Origin of the sequence: Methylobacterium sp. WSM2598 (assembly GCF_000379105.1) — a bacterium.
In the GTDB taxonomy this organism is placed as follows: domain Bacteria; phylum Pseudomonadota; class Alphaproteobacteria; order Rhizobiales; family Beijerinckiaceae; genus Methylobacterium.
On the sequence record NZ_KB900609.1, the window covers coordinates 621,211 to 636,180 of the forward strand.

12 protein-coding genes are annotated in these 14,970 nt (G+C 71.2%); 3 read left to right on the forward strand and 9 right to left on the reverse strand.

Annotated elements, in window-relative coordinates; all coding sequences use genetic code 11:
- Positions 1–44: 44 nt before the first annotated feature.
- The 3 genes from MET2598_RS0103020 to MET2598_RS42015 form a co-directional block, all read right to left on the reverse strand.
- On the reverse strand, positions 45–3,164 hold the full coding sequence (locus MET2598_RS0103020) for a multidrug efflux RND transporter permease subunit (protein WP_012334147.1): 3,120 nt from the start codon (positions 3,162–3,164) through the stop codon (positions 45–47).
- A gap of 10 nt (positions 3,165–3,174) precedes the next feature.
- Positions 3,175–4,551 (reverse strand): MdtA/MuxA family multidrug efflux RND transporter periplasmic adaptor subunit, encoded by a 1,377-nt coding sequence (locus tag MET2598_RS0103025; RefSeq protein WP_012334146.1) that lies wholly within the window; start codon positions 4,549–4,551, stop codon positions 3,175–3,177.
- Positions 4,552–4,775: 224 nt separating this feature from the next.
- Entirely contained in the window at positions 4,776–4,937 is a 162-nt protein-coding gene (locus MET2598_RS42015) for a hypothetical protein (RefSeq protein ID WP_012334145.1), read from the reverse strand.
- A gap of 315 nt (positions 4,938–5,252) precedes the next feature.
- On the opposite strand from MET2598_RS42015, the gene MET2598_RS0103035 reads away from it, so the two are divergent.
- From MET2598_RS0103035 to MET2598_RS0103045, 3 genes are all read left to right on the forward strand, one after another.
- Positions 5,253–6,404: an aminotransferase gene (locus tag MET2598_RS0103035; RefSeq protein ID WP_012334144.1), complete on the forward strand. Its 1,152-nt coding sequence runs from the start codon at positions 5,253–5,255 to the stop codon at positions 6,402–6,404.
- An 81-nt stretch (positions 6,405–6,485) separates the two neighbouring features.
- Positions 6,486–6,947, forward strand: a complete 462-nt coding sequence (locus MET2598_RS0103040; RefSeq protein WP_012334143.1) for a DUF4112 domain-containing protein — start codon at positions 6,486–6,488, stop codon at positions 6,945–6,947.
- A gap of 19 nt (positions 6,948–6,966) precedes the next feature.
- A complete protein-coding gene (locus MET2598_RS0103045) occupies positions 6,967–8,157 on the forward strand; it encodes an ABC transporter permease (RefSeq protein WP_012334142.1) in 1,191 nt (396 codons plus the stop codon).
- Between the two features lie 69 nt (positions 8,158–8,226).
- On the opposite strand, the gene MET2598_RS0103050 is transcribed toward MET2598_RS0103045, so the two are convergent.
- The 6 genes from MET2598_RS0103050 to MET2598_RS0103075 form a co-directional block, all read right to left on the reverse strand.
- Positions 8,227–8,931: an ABC transporter ATP-binding protein gene (locus MET2598_RS0103050; protein ID WP_018259831.1), complete on the reverse strand. Its 705-nt coding sequence runs from the start codon at positions 8,929–8,931 to the stop codon at positions 8,227–8,229.
- A 113-nt stretch (positions 8,932–9,044) separates the two neighbouring features.
- Positions 9,045–10,346: a lipoprotein-releasing ABC transporter permease subunit gene (locus tag MET2598_RS0103055; RefSeq protein WP_012334140.1), complete on the reverse strand. Its 1,302-nt coding sequence runs from the start codon at positions 10,344–10,346 to the stop codon at positions 9,045–9,047.
- Positions 10,347–10,389: 43 nt separating this feature from the next.
- Positions 10,390–11,724: a proline--tRNA ligase gene (proS, locus tag MET2598_RS0103060; RefSeq protein WP_018259832.1), complete on the reverse strand. Its 1,335-nt coding sequence runs from the start codon at positions 11,722–11,724 to the stop codon at positions 10,390–10,392.
- Between the two features lie 552 nt (positions 11,725–12,276).
- Positions 12,277–12,612 carry a DUF1467 family protein gene (locus MET2598_RS0103065; RefSeq protein WP_012334138.1) on the reverse strand — a complete coding sequence of 112 codons (336 nt, stop codon included), beginning with the start codon at positions 12,610–12,612 and terminating at the stop codon, positions 12,277–12,279.
- Positions 12,613–12,615: 3 nt separating this feature from the next.
- Entirely contained in the window at positions 12,616–13,020 is a 405-nt protein-coding gene (gene mce / locus MET2598_RS0103070; RefSeq protein ID WP_012334137.1) for a methylmalonyl-CoA epimerase, read from the reverse strand.
- A gap of 120 nt (positions 13,021–13,140) precedes the next feature.
- Positions 13,141–14,814, reverse strand: a complete 1,674-nt coding sequence (locus MET2598_RS0103075) for a ribonuclease J (RefSeq protein ID WP_012334136.1) — start codon at positions 14,812–14,814, stop codon at positions 13,141–13,143.
- Positions 14,815–14,970: the final 156 nt, after the last annotated feature.

Sequence of the window (14,970 nt, forward strand, 5' to 3'; positions counted from 1 at the left end):
GACGATGGCCGCCCGAAGGGCGGCCGCGAGGGCGCGGCGCGCCGTCACGGCACCGCCCCGCCCGGGGCGAGCCCGCCCCGGCGCCGGCCGCCCAGGCGGCGGGCGAGGCGGTCGAAGGCGAGGTAGATCACCGGCGTGGTGTAGAGCGTGAGCACCTGGCTCACGATCAGCCCGCCCGCGATCGAGATGCCCAGGGGCTGGCGCAGCTCCGCCCCCGTGCCGCTGCCGAAGATCATCGGCACCGCCGCGAACAGGGCCGCGAAGGTCGTCATCATGATCGGCCGGAAGCGCAGCAGGCAGGCCTCGTAGATCGCGTCGCGCGGGCTCTTCCCCTCCTCGCGCTCCGCCTGGAGCGCGAAGTCGATCATCATGATGGCGTTCTTCTTCACGATGCCGATCAACAGCACGATGCCGATGATGCCGATGATGTCGAGGTCGAGCCCGAACAGCATCAGCCCGGCGAGCGCCCCGATCCCGGCCGAGGGCAGGGTCGACAGGATGGTGATCGGGTGGATGAAGCTCTCGTAGAGCACGCCGAGCACGATGTAGACCGTGACGATGGCGGCGAGCACCAGGAACAGCGTGTTCTTGAGCGAGGACTGGAAGGCCAGCGCCGAGCCCTGGAAGACCAGCTGGAAGCTGTCCGGCAGGCCGATCTCGGCCCGCGCCGCCTCGATCGCCGCCACGGCCGGGCCGAGCGAGGCGCCGGGGGCGAGGTTGAACGAGATCGTGGTCGCCGGGAACTGGCCGAGATGGCTGATCAGCAGCGGGGCCCGCTTCTCGGTCACGGTCGCGATCGCCGAGAGCGGCACCTGACCGTTCTGCGCCGTCGAGGAGGGCAGGTAGATCCGGTTGAGGGAGGCGAGCGTGCGGTGCAGGTCGGGATCGGCCTCGAGGATCACCCGGTACTGGTTCGACTGGGTGAAGATGGTCGAGATGATGCGCTGCCCGAAGGCGTCGTAGAGGGCGTTGTCGACCGAGGCCGGCGTGATGCCGTAGCGGCCCGCGGTGGCGCGGTCGATGGTGATGTGGGCGGCGAGCCCGTTCGCCTGCCGGTCGCTCGCCACGTCGGCGAGGTCCGGGATGCGCCGCAGCCGCTCGACGAAGCGCGGCACCCAGGCCTCGAAGGCGTTGAGGTCCGGATTCTCCAGGATGAACTGGTACTGGGTGGGGCTCACCGCCGTGTCGATGGTGAGGTCCTGCACCGGCTGCATGTAGAGGGTGGTGCCCGGAACCTCGGCGGTGCGCGCCGCGATCCGCCGGATGATGGCGCCCGCGTGCTCCGCCCGCGCCTCGCGGGGGCGCAGGTTGATGAGGAAGCGGCCCGAATTGAGGGTCACGTTCTGGCCGTCGACCCCGATGAAGGAGGAGACGCTGACCACGTCCGGATCCTTCAGGATCGCCTCGGCGAGGCGCTGCTGGCGCTCGGCCATGGCCGCGAAGGACACGGTCTGGTCGGCCTGCGAGATGCCCTGGATCAGGCCCGTATCCTGGACCGGGAAGAAGCCCTTCGGGATGACGACGTAGAGGTGGAAAGTGAGGATGAGGGTGCCGAGCGCCACCACGAGGGTGAGCCCCTGGTGGTTGAGCACGCCGCGCAGGGTGCGCCCGTAGAGGCCGATCCCCGCCTCCATGGTCCAGCGCCCGGCCCGCGCGAGGCGGCCCTCGCGCCGCGCCCGCGGCGGCGCGTGGCGCAGCAGCCGGGCGCAGAGCATCGGCACCAGGGTGAGCGAGACGATGCCCGAGATGACGATGGTCGCCGCGAGCGTGATCGCGAATTCGTGGAAGAGCCGCCCCACCACCTCGCCCATGAACAGGAGCGGGATCAGCACCGCCAGCAGCGACACGGTCAGCGAGATGATGGTGAACCCGATCTCCTCCGAGCCCTTGAGGGCCGCCTCGAAGGGCGAGGCGCCCTCCTCCACGTGGCGGGCGATGTTCTCGATCACCACGATGGCGTCGTCGACCACGAAGCCGGTGGCGATGGTGAGGGCCATCAGCGAGAGGTTGTCGAGGGAGAAGCCCCACAGGTCCATGACCGCGAGCGCCCCGACCAGGGAGAGCGGGACCGACAGGCTCGGGATCAGGGTCGCGGGCAGCGAGCGCAGGAACAGGAAGATCACCAGCACGACGAGCGCGATGGCGAGCAGCAGCTCCATCTGCACGTCGTGCACGGAGGCGCGGATCGTCACCGTGCGGTCGGTGAGCGGGGTGACCTGGATCGCGGCCGGCAGGGTCGCCTGGAGCTGCGGCAGCAGCGCCTTGATGCGGTCCACCACCGCGATGACGTTGGCCCCGGGCTGGCGCTGGATGTTGAGGATGATGGCGGGCGTCGTGTCCATCCAGGCGCCGAGCTTGGTGTTCTCCGGCCCCTCGACCACGTCGGCGACGGCCGAGAGCGTCACGGGGGCGCCGTTGCGGTAGGCGATGATCGCGTCCCGGTAGACGGCGGGGTCGCGGATCTGGTCGTTGGCGTTGATGGCGAAGGACTGGGCCGGCCCGTCGATCGTGCCCTTGGGCGTGTTGACGTTGAGGTTGGCGATCGTGGTGCGCAGGTCGTCGATGTTGAGGCCGTAGGCGGCGAGCGCCCGGGAATTGAAGCGCACCCGCACGGCGGGGCGCTGCCCGCCCGCCATGGTGACGAGCCCGACCCCGGCCACCTGCGAGATCTTCTGGGCGAGGCGCGTCTCGGCGAGGTCGCGAACCTGGGTGAGCGCGAGGGTCTTGGAGGTGAGCGCGAGGGTGAGGATCGGCGCGTCGGCCGGGTTCACCTTGGCGTAGACGGGCGGGGCCGGCAGGTCGCTCGGCAGCAGGTTGCCGGCCGCGTTGATCGCGGCCTGCACCTCCTGGGTGGCGATGTCGAGGGAGAGGTCGAGGTTGAACTGGAGCGTGATGACCGAGGCGCCCGCGGAGGATTGCGAGGTCATCTGGTTGAGGTTGGCGAGCTGCCCGAACTGCCGCTCGAGCGGGGCGGTCACGGCCGAGGTCATCACCTCGGGGCTGGCGCCCGGGTAGAAGGTCTGGACCTGGATCGTCGGGTAATCGACGGAGGGCAGGGCCGAGAGCGGCAGGTTCAGGTAGGACAGGAGCCCGGTGAGCAGGATCGCCAGCATCAGGAGCGTGGTGGCGACCGGGCGCAGGATGAAGAGGCGGGAGGGGTTCACGCGGCGCGCCTCACGGCGTCGGCGGCCGCCGCCGCCGGTGCGGGCGCTCGCCCTCGGCCGGCGGCGCCTCGGCCTCGGCGCGGGGGCGCGCCTCGCCCGCGGCCGGCTCCGCGGCCGGCCTGGCCGCCGGCTCCGCCCCGCCCGCCCTCGCCTCGGGCGCGGCGCGCGCCGCCACCTTCACCTCGGCCCCGTCGCGCAGGCGGTCCGTCCCGTCGACCACCACTTGGTCGCCGGGCTTCAGCCCGGACGTCACCACGGTCCGATTGCCGTCCGTCTCGCCGACCGTGATCGGCCGCACCGAGACCTTGCCGTCCTCGCCGAGCAGGTACACGAAGGTGCCAGGCGTGCCCCGCAGCACCGCCGCCGCCGGGATCACCGGCGCGTCCCGCACCGTGTCGACCAGGAGCTTGGCGTTCACGAACTGGTTCGGGAACAGCCGGTCGTCCGCGTTCGGGAACAGCGCCCGCAGCTTGACGGTGCCGGTGGTCACGTCGATCTGGTTGTCGACCGTGTCGAGCATGCCGCTGGCGATCTCCGCCGTGTCGCTGCGGTCGAAGATGCGCACCGGCAACTTCGCGCCGCCGCGCAGGCGGGCCATCACCCGGGCCAGCACGTCCTCCGGCAGGGTGAACAGCACCGAGATGGGCTGCAGCTGAGTCACCACCACGATGCTGGTCGAGGCCGCCGTGACGTAGTTGCCCTGGTCGATCTGCCGCAGGCCGACCCGGCCGTCGACCGGCGCGGTGATGCGCCCGTACTGGATGTTCAGCTTCTGCTGGTCGATCTGCGCCTGGTCCGAGGCCACGACGCCCTCGTACTGCTTCACCGTGGCGGCCTGGGTGTCGACGTTCTGCTTGGAGATCGAATCCTGGCGGTTCAGGGTCTGGTAGCGGGTGAGGTCGAGGCGCGCGTTCTGCAGCAGCGCCTGGTCGCGCTGGAGCTGGCCCTGGTACTGGGCGAGCAGCGCCTCGTAGGGCCGCACGTCGATCTGGGCCAGGAAATCGCCTTCCCTGACGTGCTGCCCCTCGCGGAAGCCGATCCTGGTGAGGTAGCCGCTGACCTGGGAGCGCACCGTGACGGTGGCGAGCGGCGTCACCGTGCCGAGGCCGGAGAGCACCACCGGCATCTCGCCGGTGACCACGGTGGCGACGCCGACCGCCTGGGGCCCGTCCCCGCCCGCGAAGCGCCGGCCGCCGCGCCGGCCCATCTCGGGCTTGGCCGCCTGCTTCACCTGGAACTGGAACCCGTTCGGCAGGGAGTCGCGGAAGGCCCAGACCCCGCCCCCCGCGAGGGCGAGCAGCACCAGGAGCCAGAACGGCCAGCGCCGACGCCGCCGCGACCCCGCCTCGACGGCGTCGTCGGTGCGGATGGGAGACAATTCGTTCATGGCGTCGACCCGCTGCCTCTCAACCCACCGGACGGCACCCCCGCCCGTCGCCCCCGTGATCTGTCCCGTCCCGGCGGTATAGGGCGCCGCCCGCACCCCGCCGCTGCGTCACGCCATCACCCTGGTCATCCGCCACGGCAATGAGACGCCAGTACGGCCGCGATGTTGCGCCATGATTGCTGAACGCGGCCCCTCGGGCCGGCGCGCGGGACCGCCCGCGCGGCTCAGCGCAGGCCCTGCTCGACGACGAGGCGGCGCTGCGCCAGGACGTCGCGCACGGTCGCCCGGTAGGCCTCGTCGACCGGGCGCACCGGCAGGCCGAGCCGCAGGCCGAGGCCGAGCAGCGCCGCGAGGCAGCCGAGGAGGAGGCAGGTGCGGACGGACATCGGGCGGATGCGGTGCGGGGCTCGGCGCGGAGTTCGGCGGGCCGTGATGCCCAAGCCCGGCGCGCGCCGCAAGCGGGCAGGCCGAAAAAGGTACGGCCGGGCCGGCCGAAGGTCGCTGCACCGGGTGAGGGGGCGGAGCCCGGTACTGCAACCGCGGCCAGCCCGGCCGCATGTCCACACCCTATCGGACGGGTGATGATTGTCAACTTTCGTCAGTTCACAGGGTGCGGCCGATGTGCGGTTTCGCACGCGGCACGCGCGTGCTAGCGAGATCCTACCTTTCCCCGCTCGCGCGATGGCACCGATTCTCCGGGCATGAATCCGATCTTCGCCGACCTGCCGACCACGGTGTTCGAGGTCATGTCCGCGCTCGCCCGCGAGACCGGGGCGGTCAATCTCGGCCAGGGCTTCCCCGACGATCCGGGGCCGGAGGACGTCCGGCGCCGCGCCGCCGAGGCGGTGGTCTCGGGCTGGAACCAGTACCCGCCGATGATGGGCCTGCCGGGGCTGCGCGAGGCGGTGGCGGCGCATTACGCCCGCTGGCAGGGGCTGAGCGTCGATCCGGCCGGCGAGGTGATGATCACTTCCGGCGCCACCGAGGCGCTGGCGGGCGCGCTGATGGCGCTGATCGAGCCCGGCGACGAGGTCGTGCTGTTCGCGCCGATGTACGACGCCTACCTGCCGCTGGTGCGGCGGGCGGGCGGCGTGCCACGCATCGTGCGGCTGACGCCGCCGCACTTCTCACTGGACGAGGCGGCGCTCGCCGCCGCCTTCTCGCCGCGCACCCGGGTGGTGCTGCTCAACAACCCGCTCAACCCGACCGCGACGATCTTCGGCGAGGCGGATCTCGCGCTCCTCGCTTCCTTCTGCCGGCGCCACGACGCGGTGGCCCTCTGCGACGAGGTCTGGGAGCACGTGGTGTTCGACGGGCGCCGCCACCGCCCGCTAATGGCGCTGCCGGGCATGCGCGAGCGCACGGTGAAGATCGGCTCGGCGGGCAAGATCTTCTCGCTCACCGGCTGGAAGGTCGGCTTCGTCCTGGCCGCCCCGCCGCTGATGCGCGTGCTCGCCAAGGCGCACCAGTTCCTCACCTTCACCACGCCGCCGAACCTCCAGGAGGCGGTGGCCTACGGGCTCGGCAAGGACGAGGCCTATTTCGAGGGGATGCGGGCGGGGCTCGCCCGCTCGCGGGACCGCTTCGCGGCGGGGCTGCGCGACCTCGGCTTCACCGTGCTGCCGGCGGCGGGCACCTACTTCCTGAACATCGACATCGCGCCGCTCGGGGAGAGCGACGACGTCGCCTTCTGCGAGCGGCTGGTGCGGCGGCACGGGGTCGCGGCGATCCCGGTGAGCGCCTTCTACGCCGAGGACCCGGTGCGCCACGTGGTGCGGTTCTGCTTCGCCAAGCGGGACGACACGCTCGACGCCGCCCTGGAGCGCCTCGCCGGGCTGCGCGGGGCCGCCTGATGCGGGCCCTCCTTGTTCCGCCGCGGGGCCGGGGCCACATGCGGGATCATGAACATCCCGCACTCGCCTCGGAGCCCCGCGATGGACTTCACGCAGACGGCCGGCGGTCGCTTCTCCGCGCAATTCCCCCCGTTCCGGCCCGCCCGCGCCCAGGCCGTCGATGCCGAGCAGGTGCTGGCGCGGCTGGAAGTGCTGGCGCACCTCCTCGACTCGGCCTTCCTGATCCCGGGGATCAACCGGCGGGTCGGCGTCGACGCGCTGATCGGCCTCGTGCCGGTGGTCGGCGACGCGATCACCACGGCGATCTCCTCCTACATCATCTGGGAGGCGCGCCGCCTGGGCGTGCCGCGCTGGCTGATCGCCCGGATGGCCGCGAACGTGGCCTTCGACGGGGTGGTCGGCGTGGTGCCGCTGGTCGGCGACCTCTTCGACGCGGCCTTCAAGGCCAATATCCGCAACGTGCGCCTGCTGCGCCGCCACCTGGAGCGGTCCGGCGGCCTGCGCCCGTCCACGATCGAGGGCACGGCGACGCGCCTCGACTGACCCGCGCGGGGAAGCCGGCATGAACGAGCGTCCCCGCCCGGCCGAACGCGACGCGGTGCCCCTCGCCTCCCCGGCGGCGGCGCCGCTGCCGCTGCCGCTGCTGCCGGAGACCGGCACGCGGCGGCTCTCGCCCCTGAACCAGCGCCGGCTCGCCAATTTCCGCGCGAACCGGCGCGGCTCCTGGTCGTTCGCGATCTTCTGCGTGCTGTTCGTCGTCAGCCTGTTCGCGGATTTCATCGCCAACGACAAGCCGATCCTGATCTTCTACAAGGGCGAGCTGCTGACGCCGATCTTCGTCGATTACCCGGAGGAGAAGTTCGGCGGGTTCCTGGCCCGCACCGACTACCGCGACCCGGTGATCCGCAAGGAGATCGCCGAGAACGGCTGGGCCCTGTGGCCGGCGGTCCGCTTCTCCTACGACACCCACAACCTCGACCTGCCGGTCCCGGCCCCGGCCCCGCCGACCTGGCTCCTCACCGACGCGCAGTGCCGGACCGTCGCCGAGAAGGCCGGCGGGCAGGGCTGCCGGGACCTCGAGTGGAACTGGCTCGGGACCGACGACCAGGGCCGCGACGTCGTCGCCCGCCTGATCTACGGTTTCCGCATCTCGGTCCTGTTCGGGCTCGTCCTGTCGATCATCTCCTCGGTCGTCGGCGTGCTCGCCGGCGCGGTGCAGGGCTATTTCGGCGGCTGGATCGACCTCGTGTTCCAGCGCGTGATCGAGATCTGGACGGCGATCCCGTCGCTCTACCTGCTGATCATCATCTCGTCGATCATCACGCCGAGCTTCTTCGTGCTGCTCGGGATCCTGCTGCTGTTCTCCTGGGTCTCGCTGGTCGGGGTGGTGCGGGCGGAGTTCCTGCGGGCGCGCAACTTCGAGTACGTGCGGGCGGCGCGGGCGCTCGGCCTGTCCAATGCCCGCATCATGTTCCGGCACCTGCTGCCGAACGCCATGGTGGCGACGCTGACCTTCCTGCCCTTCGTGCTGAACGGCTCGATCTCCACGCTCACCTCCCTGGATTTCCTGGGCTTCGGCCTGCCGCCGGGCTCGCCGTCGCTGGGCGAATTGCTGGCCCAGGGCAAGGCGAACCTGCAGGCGCCCTGGCTCGGGCTCACCGGCTTCGCGGTGATCGCCCTGATGCTGAGCCTGCTGATCTTCGCCGGCGAGGCCGTGCGCGACGCGTTCGACCCGCGCAAGACGTTCCGGTAGCGGGCACGCCCCGGCGGGGCTTGAGCGCAGCCGACATCCGCCTCGCGGAGCGATCCGTCGGATTCCGGATCACTCCGCCTGCACGACGAGGCCGTCCTGGATCGTGACGCGCCGGTCCATCCGGGCGGCGAGGTCGAAATTGTGGGTCGCGATCAGCGCCGCGACGCCCGAGGCGCGCACCAGCGAGACCAGCACCGCGAAGACGTGGGCCGCCGTCTGCGGGTCGAGGTTGCCGGTCGGCTCGTCGGCCAGCAGCAGGCGCGGGCCGTTCGCCACCGCGCGGGCGATCGCCACCCGCTGCTGCTCGCCCCCGGACAATTCCGCGGGCCGGTGACCGAGCCGGTGCTTCAGCCCCAGGAAGGAGAGCAGCTCGGCCGCCCGCGAGCGCGCCTCCCGGGCGCTCAGGCCGCGGATGAGCTGGGGCAGCACCACGTTCTCCAGCGCCGAGAATTCCGGCAGCAGGTGGTGGGCCTGGTAGACGAAGCCCATCTCCTCGCGCCGCATCCGGGTGCGGGCGGCGTCGTCCATGCGGGCGCTCGGCTGGCCGCCGATATAGACCTCGCCGCCGTCCGGCCGCTCCAGCAGGCCGGCGACGTGCAGCAGCGTCGACTTGCCGGTGCCCGAGGGCGCCACCAGCGCGACGATCTCGCCCGGCCAGATCGCCAGGTCGGCGCCGCGCAGGATGGCGAGGCTGCCCTCGGCCTGCGCGTAGCGGCGCTCGACCCGCGACAGGAACAGCGCCGGGACCGGCTGCGGGGCGTGGGACTCGTCCATGATGGATCAGGCCCCGCAGGGCGGCGCGCGGCGCGCGGGCGGAACGGAACGGGCAGCGGGCACGGACAGCATCAACGCGAACACCTCAGGCGGCCAGGCGCGGCCGCCGCGCCTCAGCCGTAGCGCAGCGCCTGGACGGGGTCGAGCCGCGCGGCCCGCCACGACGGATAGAGCGTGGCGAGGAGCGACAGGACCAGCGACATCAGCACCACCGCCGCCACCTCGCTCGGGTTGATCTCCGAGGGGATCTCCGAGAGGAAGCGCACGGTCGGGTCCCAGACCCCCGGCAGCAGCGTGCGCTGGATCGCCGTGATGTTGGCCGCGAAGACGAGGCCGAGCAGGCAGCCCACCAGCGTGCCGAGCACCCCGATCGAGGCGCCGGTGATCAGGAACACCCGCATGATCGTGCCCCGCGTCGCCCCCATGGTGCGCAGGATCGCGATGTCGCTCGACTTGTCCTTCACCAGCATGATCAGGCTCGACACGATGTTGAGCGCCGCCACCAGCACGATCAGGGTGAGGATGATGAACATCACGTTGCGCTCGACTTCGAGCGCCGAGAAGAAGGTGCGGTTGCGCTGGCGCCAATCGGTGAGCACGACCGGGCGCTCGGCGGCGAGGTCGAGGGCCGAGCGCACCTCGCCGACCGCGTCGGCGTTGTCGAGGAAGACCTCGATCACCGTCACGTCGCCGTCCCGGTTGAAGAAGGCCTGCGCCTCGGTGAGCGGCATGTACACGAAGGTCGCGTCGAATTCCGACATGCCGACCTCGAAGATCGCCGAGACGGCGTAGCCCTTGATGCGCGGCGCGGTCCCGAAGGGCGTCGTCGCCCCCTTCGGCGTCGCCAGCGTGATCGTGTCGCCGACCTGGAGCCCGAGCGCGTCGGCGAGGCGCCGGCCGATCGCGACGCCGCCGGCGGCGTCGAAATTCTCGAGGGTGCCGCCGCGCAGGTTGCCCGACACGGCCCTGATCTGCGCGAGGTCCGAGGCCCGCACGCCGCGCACCAGCACCCCCGAGCCGCCATAGGCCGAGGAGGCGAAGGCTTGGCCCTCGACCATCGGCAGGGCGAGGGTGACGCCGGCCACCTTCGAGAGCCGCTCCGACAGGTCGGCGTAGTCGGTGAGCGGCTTGTCGATCGGCGCCACGAAGACGTGCCCGTTGATGCCGACGATCTTCGACAGCAGCTCCTTGCGGAAGCCGCTCATCACCGAGAGGACGATGATCAGCGTGGCGACGCCCAGCATGATGCCGAGGAACGAGAACAGGGCGATGGCCGAGACGAACCCCTCCTTGCGCCGGGTGCGCAGGTAGCGGCCGGCGATCACCCACTCGAAGGGCGCGAAGGGCGGGGTGCCGGCGCCGGCCCCGCCGAGGATCGGCAGCCGGCGCCGCAGGCGCTCCAGCACCGTCAGCATGGCCGCCCCGCGCTCCGGCGCCGGGACCGCGCCGCCGGCGCCATCAACCGGCCGCGCCCCGGCGCAGCCGCGCGGCGAGCGCGTCGGGCGCCACGGTCTCGCGCTCGCCCGTGGCGCGCCGCTTCAGCTCGACCTGCCCCTCGGCCAGCCCCTTCGGCCCGACGATCACCTGCCAGGGCAGGCCGATCAGGTCGGCGGTGGCGAATTTGGCGCCCGGGCGCTCGTCGCGGTCGTCGTAGAGGACGCTCAGGCCCGCCGCCTCCAGCTGCTCCTGGATCCGCGCGCAGGCCGCGTCGGTGGCGGAATCTCCGGTCTTCAGGTTGAGGAGCCCGACATCGAAGGGCGCGACCGCGTCCGGCCAGACGATGCCGGCCTCGTCGTGGCTCGCCTCGATGATCGCCGCCACCAGCCGGCTCGGGCCGATGCCGTAGGAGCCCATGTGCACGGGCCGCTCCTGCCCGTCCGGCCCGGTCACGCGCGCGCCCATCGGCTCGGAATACTTGGTACCGAAATAGAAGATGTGGCCGACCTCGATGCCGCGCGCCGCCATCCGGGCCTCCTCCGGCACCGCCGCGAAGCGCTCCGGCTCGTGCATCTCGGAGGTCGCCGCGTAGCGCGAGGTCCAGTGGTCGACCGTCGCCTGCAGGGCCGCGACGTCGTCGAAATCCGTCGAGCCGGGCGGGATCGGGAAGTCCAGGTAGGCGCGGTCGCAATAGACCTCGCTCTCGCCCGTCTGGGCCAGGATGATGAATTCGTGGCTCAGGTTGCCGCCGATCGGCCCGGTCTCGGCCCGCATCGGGATCGCCTTGAGGCCGAGCCGCGCGAAGGTGCGCAGGTAGGCCACGAACATCTTGTTGTAGGCGTGCCGCGCCCCCGCCTCGTCGAGGTCGAAGGAATAGGCGTCCTTCATCAGGAACTCCCGCGACCGCATCGTGCCGAAGCGGGGCCGGACCTCGTCCCGGAACTTCCACTGAATATGGTAGAGGCTCTTCGGCAGGTCCTTGTAGGAGCGCACCGCCGAGCGGAAGATCGCGGTGATCATCTCCTCGTTGGTCGGGCCGAACAGCATCTCGCGCTCGTGCCGGTCGCGGATGCGCAGCATCTCCTTGCCGTAGGCCTCGTAGCGGCCCGATTCGCGCCACAGCTCGGCCGACTGGATCGTCGGCATCAGGAGTTCGATCGCGCCGCTGCGGTCCTGCTCGGCCCGGATCACCTCCACCACGCGGTTGAGCACGCGCAGGCCGAGGGGCAGCCACGCGTAGATCCCCGCGGCCTCCTGCCGGATCATGCCGGCGCGGAGCATCAGCCGGTGCGAGACGATCTCCGCTTCCTTCGGAGTCTCGCGCAGGATGGGCAGGAAGTAGCGGCTGAGACGCATGCGGGACCTTGGGCGGGCACGAGGGCGCGCGCCGGGCCGCACCGGCCCGACTCGCCCGGGCACACAACACACTGCTCCGCCAAAACACAAGCGGCGCGTCGTCCCCCTCGGGGCGCGCGCGATGCAACCGTTGCGATCCTGACCACCGGAATAGAACTTGTCGGAGCGGCTGCGGCCCCGCCGGAGCAGGCATCGCCTGCCCCCATGCAAAAAAACGCAACACGCGCCCTCGAAAGGCGTGACAATGCGAACTCTTCTTCCTATAACCGCCCGTGCGAGGCACCCCAGACGGTGCTGAACGCCGGCACGCAAGGTCCGAGTCTCGGGAGGAATAGTCAGCCGAAACACCCGATGGGGTGAAAGACCAAGATCGTGGCTGACGAGAACGTCCAGAAGCTTATCAAGCAAGGCTCCCGAGCCTTGCTTTTTTATTTCTCAGGTCCCGATCGTCGCATCATCAAATGAGCGCGGGGTTCGCCGAAGCGTGCGGGCTCTGCCGCTGCGGAAGGGCGCGACGGTAACGGTTGGCCGGCTCCCCGGAGCCGGCCGGGATCACAGCCCGGCGAGCGGGAAGGCCGCGACGGCGGCCAGGAACACAACGTCCGAGAGCAGAGTGGTCCACAGCGCCTTGCGCCGCATCTGCGGGAGCGGCGGCGCGCCCGGGTCCTGGCCCGGCACGTAGGGCTGCGACCCGTCGTCCCGGGCGCGGAAGGGCAGGACGCAGAAGAGCAGCGTCCACCAGACCACGAAGTAGAGGGCGAGCGCCCCGAACCAGGTGAGCCGGAACGGCCCCGTCGCGACGAGCAGGGCGGGGAGCATCGCCAGGGCACAGGCGAGGAGCGCCCGCGGGATCGAGGCGGTGGCGCGGTCGAGGATCGTCTCCAGCACGCCTCAGGCCTGCTCCAGCTCGACCAGCGTCCCGAGGAAGTCCTTCGGGTGCAGGAACAGCACCGGCTTGCCATGCGCGCCGATGCGCGGCTCGCCGCTGCCGAGGATGCGGGCCCCCTCGCCCTTCAGCCGGTCCCGGGCCGCCAGGATATCGTCGACCTCGTAGCAGACGTGGTGGATGCCGCCGCCCGGGTTGCGCTCCAGGAAGGCGGCGATCGGCGAGTCGGCCCCGAGCGGTTCGAGCAGCTCGATCTTGCTGTTGGGCAACTCGACGAAGATGACCGTGACGCCGTGCTCCGGCTGCGCGAGGGGCGGCGACAGCGCCGCGCCGAGCGTGTCGCGGTAGACCTTCGCGGCGGCGTCGAGGTCCTTCACCGCGATGGCGACGTGATTCAACCGGCCGATCATGGTCCCTGGCTCCTCTCCCGAGTGGCGCCTTTCGTTTGACACGCGGTCACGGCGCGCCAACCCGGTCTTTCGTCGGATCGGAAGGGGCGGGGTTCGCCCCGCCCCGAGCTCGCGCGACCGTCAGATCTCGACCACCTGAACGTGGCAGGCGGGCTTCTTGCCCCAGACCTCGTTGACGGCGGCCCGGATGGCCCGGTCGATGGCGTTCTCGACCGCCTCGGAATCGCGCCGCTTCTGGCGCGACAGGCCGTCGAAGGTGCGCTCGACCACCTCCTCGACGAGGTCGATGATCGCCTCGCCCTTGCGGCCGTAGGTCGGCAGGCCCATCAGGTCGATGGCCGGCTCGCCCTTCATCTCCCCGTGCTGGTCGACGGCCAGCGCGACCGAGATGATGCCCGTGAAGGAGAGCTTGCGCCGCTCCGGCAGGGCGCGGTCGCTCTCGCCGATCAGCACCATGCCGTCCTTGTAGAGGCGCCCGCGGGTGACGTGGTCGATGATCTCGGGCTCGCCCGGGGCGAGGCGGATCAGGGTGCCGTTGCGGGCCTTCACCACCTGCTCCACGCCCTGCTTGCGGGCGAAGGTCGCGTGCTCGGCGAGGTGCAGGGGCTCGCCGTGGACCGGCACCGCGATGCGCGGCTTGGTCCAGCGATACATGGCGGCGAGTTCGTCCCGGCGCGGATGACCCGAGACGTGGACGAGCTCCGTGCGGTCGGTGATCACCTCGACCCCGGCATCGATCAGGTCGTTGATGATCGCGCCGATCGAGCGCTCGTTGCCCGGAATCGCCCGCGAGGAGAAGATGACCCGGTCGCCCGGCGAGAGGGCGATCTCCGGGTGCTCCTCGCGGGAGACGCGCGCCAGCGCCGCCCGCGGCTCGCCCTGCGAGCCGGTGAGCAGGGCGACGATCTTCTCGCGCGGCAGGTAGCCGTAGGCCTCGGGCTCGCGGAACTCGTCGAGCCCGTCGAGGTAGCCGCATTCCCGGGCGACGTCGATGACCCGGTCCATGGCGCGGCCGACCGCCACCACCTCGCGGCCGCAGGCCTTGGCGGCCTCGGCGACGGCGCGGATGCGGGCGACGTTCGACGCGAAGGTGGTCACCGCGACCCGGTGCGGCGCGTTGCGGATCAGCTCGGCGAGCTGGGCCGCCACCTCGGTCTCGCTCGGCGAGCGGCCCTCCCGGGTCACGTTGGTGGAATCGCAGATCAGGGCGAGCACGCCCTCCTCGCCGAGTTGCGTGAACGCCTCCTCGGAGGTCACGTTGCCGGCGACGGGCCCGTCGTCGAGCTTCCAGTCGCCGGTATGCAGGACGAGACCCTGGGCGGTGCGGATGGCCAGCGCGTTCGCCTCGGGGATCGAGTGGGCGACCGGGATGTACTCGATCTCGAACGGGCCGAAGCGGTGGCGCTCGTGCACCTGGATCTCGCGCAGGTCGATCTTCGGCGCCCCGGGCTCGCTGAGCCGGCGGGTCTCGATCAGGCTCTTCGTGAACCGCGTCGCGTAGACCGGCACCTTCAGCCGCGGCCAGAGTTCGACCAGCGCCCCGATATGGTCCTCGTGGCCGTGGGTGATCAGGATGCCGAGCAGGTTCTCGCGCTGCTTCTCGATGAAGCTCAGGTCCGGGTACATCAGGTCGACGCCGGGCATGTGCTCCTCGCTCGCGAAGCCCATGCCGCAATCGACCATGATCCACTTGCGGGAATTGGGCGGGCCGTAGCCGTACAGGGCCGCATTCATCCCGATCTCGCCGACGCCGCCGAGCGGCACGAAGACGAGTTCATCTCCCTTCGTCGTCATGGACACACAACACCTCATGGGCCGCCGTCGCGGCCCTCCTCGAAAAACGGCTCACTGCCGTCACGGTCACGGCGCCGTCATGTCCGTTGCGGCCGCACCCAGGCGGCCGGGGACGGCGGCGCCGGGCGCCCCGTCCAGTCTCGCTCCCGCGGCCGT

Excerpts from the sequence above, each read along its gene's own strand:
- MET2598_RS0103025 (WP_012334146.1), bottom strand. The coding sequence starts at position 4,551 with ATGAACGAATTGTCTCCCATCCGCACCGACGACGCCGTCGAGGCGGGG.
- MET2598_RS42015 (WP_012334145.1), bottom strand. The coding sequence starts at position 4,937 with ATGTCCGTCCGCACCTGCCTCCTCCTCGGCTGCCTCGCGGCGCTGCTC.
- MET2598_RS0103035 (WP_012334144.1), top strand. The coding sequence starts at position 5,253 with ATGAATCCGATCTTCGCCGACCTGCCGACCACGGTGTTCGAGGTCATG.
- MET2598_RS0103040 (WP_012334143.1), top strand. The coding sequence starts at position 6,486 with ATGGACTTCACGCAGACGGCCGGCGGTCGCTTCTCCGCGCAATTCCCC.
- MET2598_RS0103045 (WP_012334142.1), top strand. The coding sequence starts at position 6,967 with ATGAACGAGCGTCCCCGCCCGGCCGAACGCGACGCGGTGCCCCTCGCC.
- MET2598_RS0103050 (WP_018259831.1), bottom strand. The coding sequence starts at position 8,931 with ATGGACGAGTCCCACGCCCCGCAGCCGGTCCCGGCGCTGTTCCTGTCG.
- MET2598_RS0103055 (WP_012334140.1), bottom strand. The coding sequence starts at position 10,346 with ATGCTGACGGTGCTGGAGCGCCTGCGGCGCCGGCTGCCGATCCTCGGC.
- proS (WP_018259832.1), bottom strand. The coding sequence starts at position 11,724 with ATGCGTCTCAGCCGCTACTTCCTGCCCATCCTGCGCGAGACTCCGAAG.
- mce (WP_012334137.1), bottom strand. The coding sequence starts at position 13,020 with ATGATCGGCCGGTTGAATCACGTCGCCATCGCGGTGAAGGACCTCGAC.
- MET2598_RS0103075 (WP_012334136.1), bottom strand. The coding sequence starts at position 14,814 with ATGACGACGAAGGGAGATGAACTCGTCTTCGTGCCGCTCGGCGGCGTC.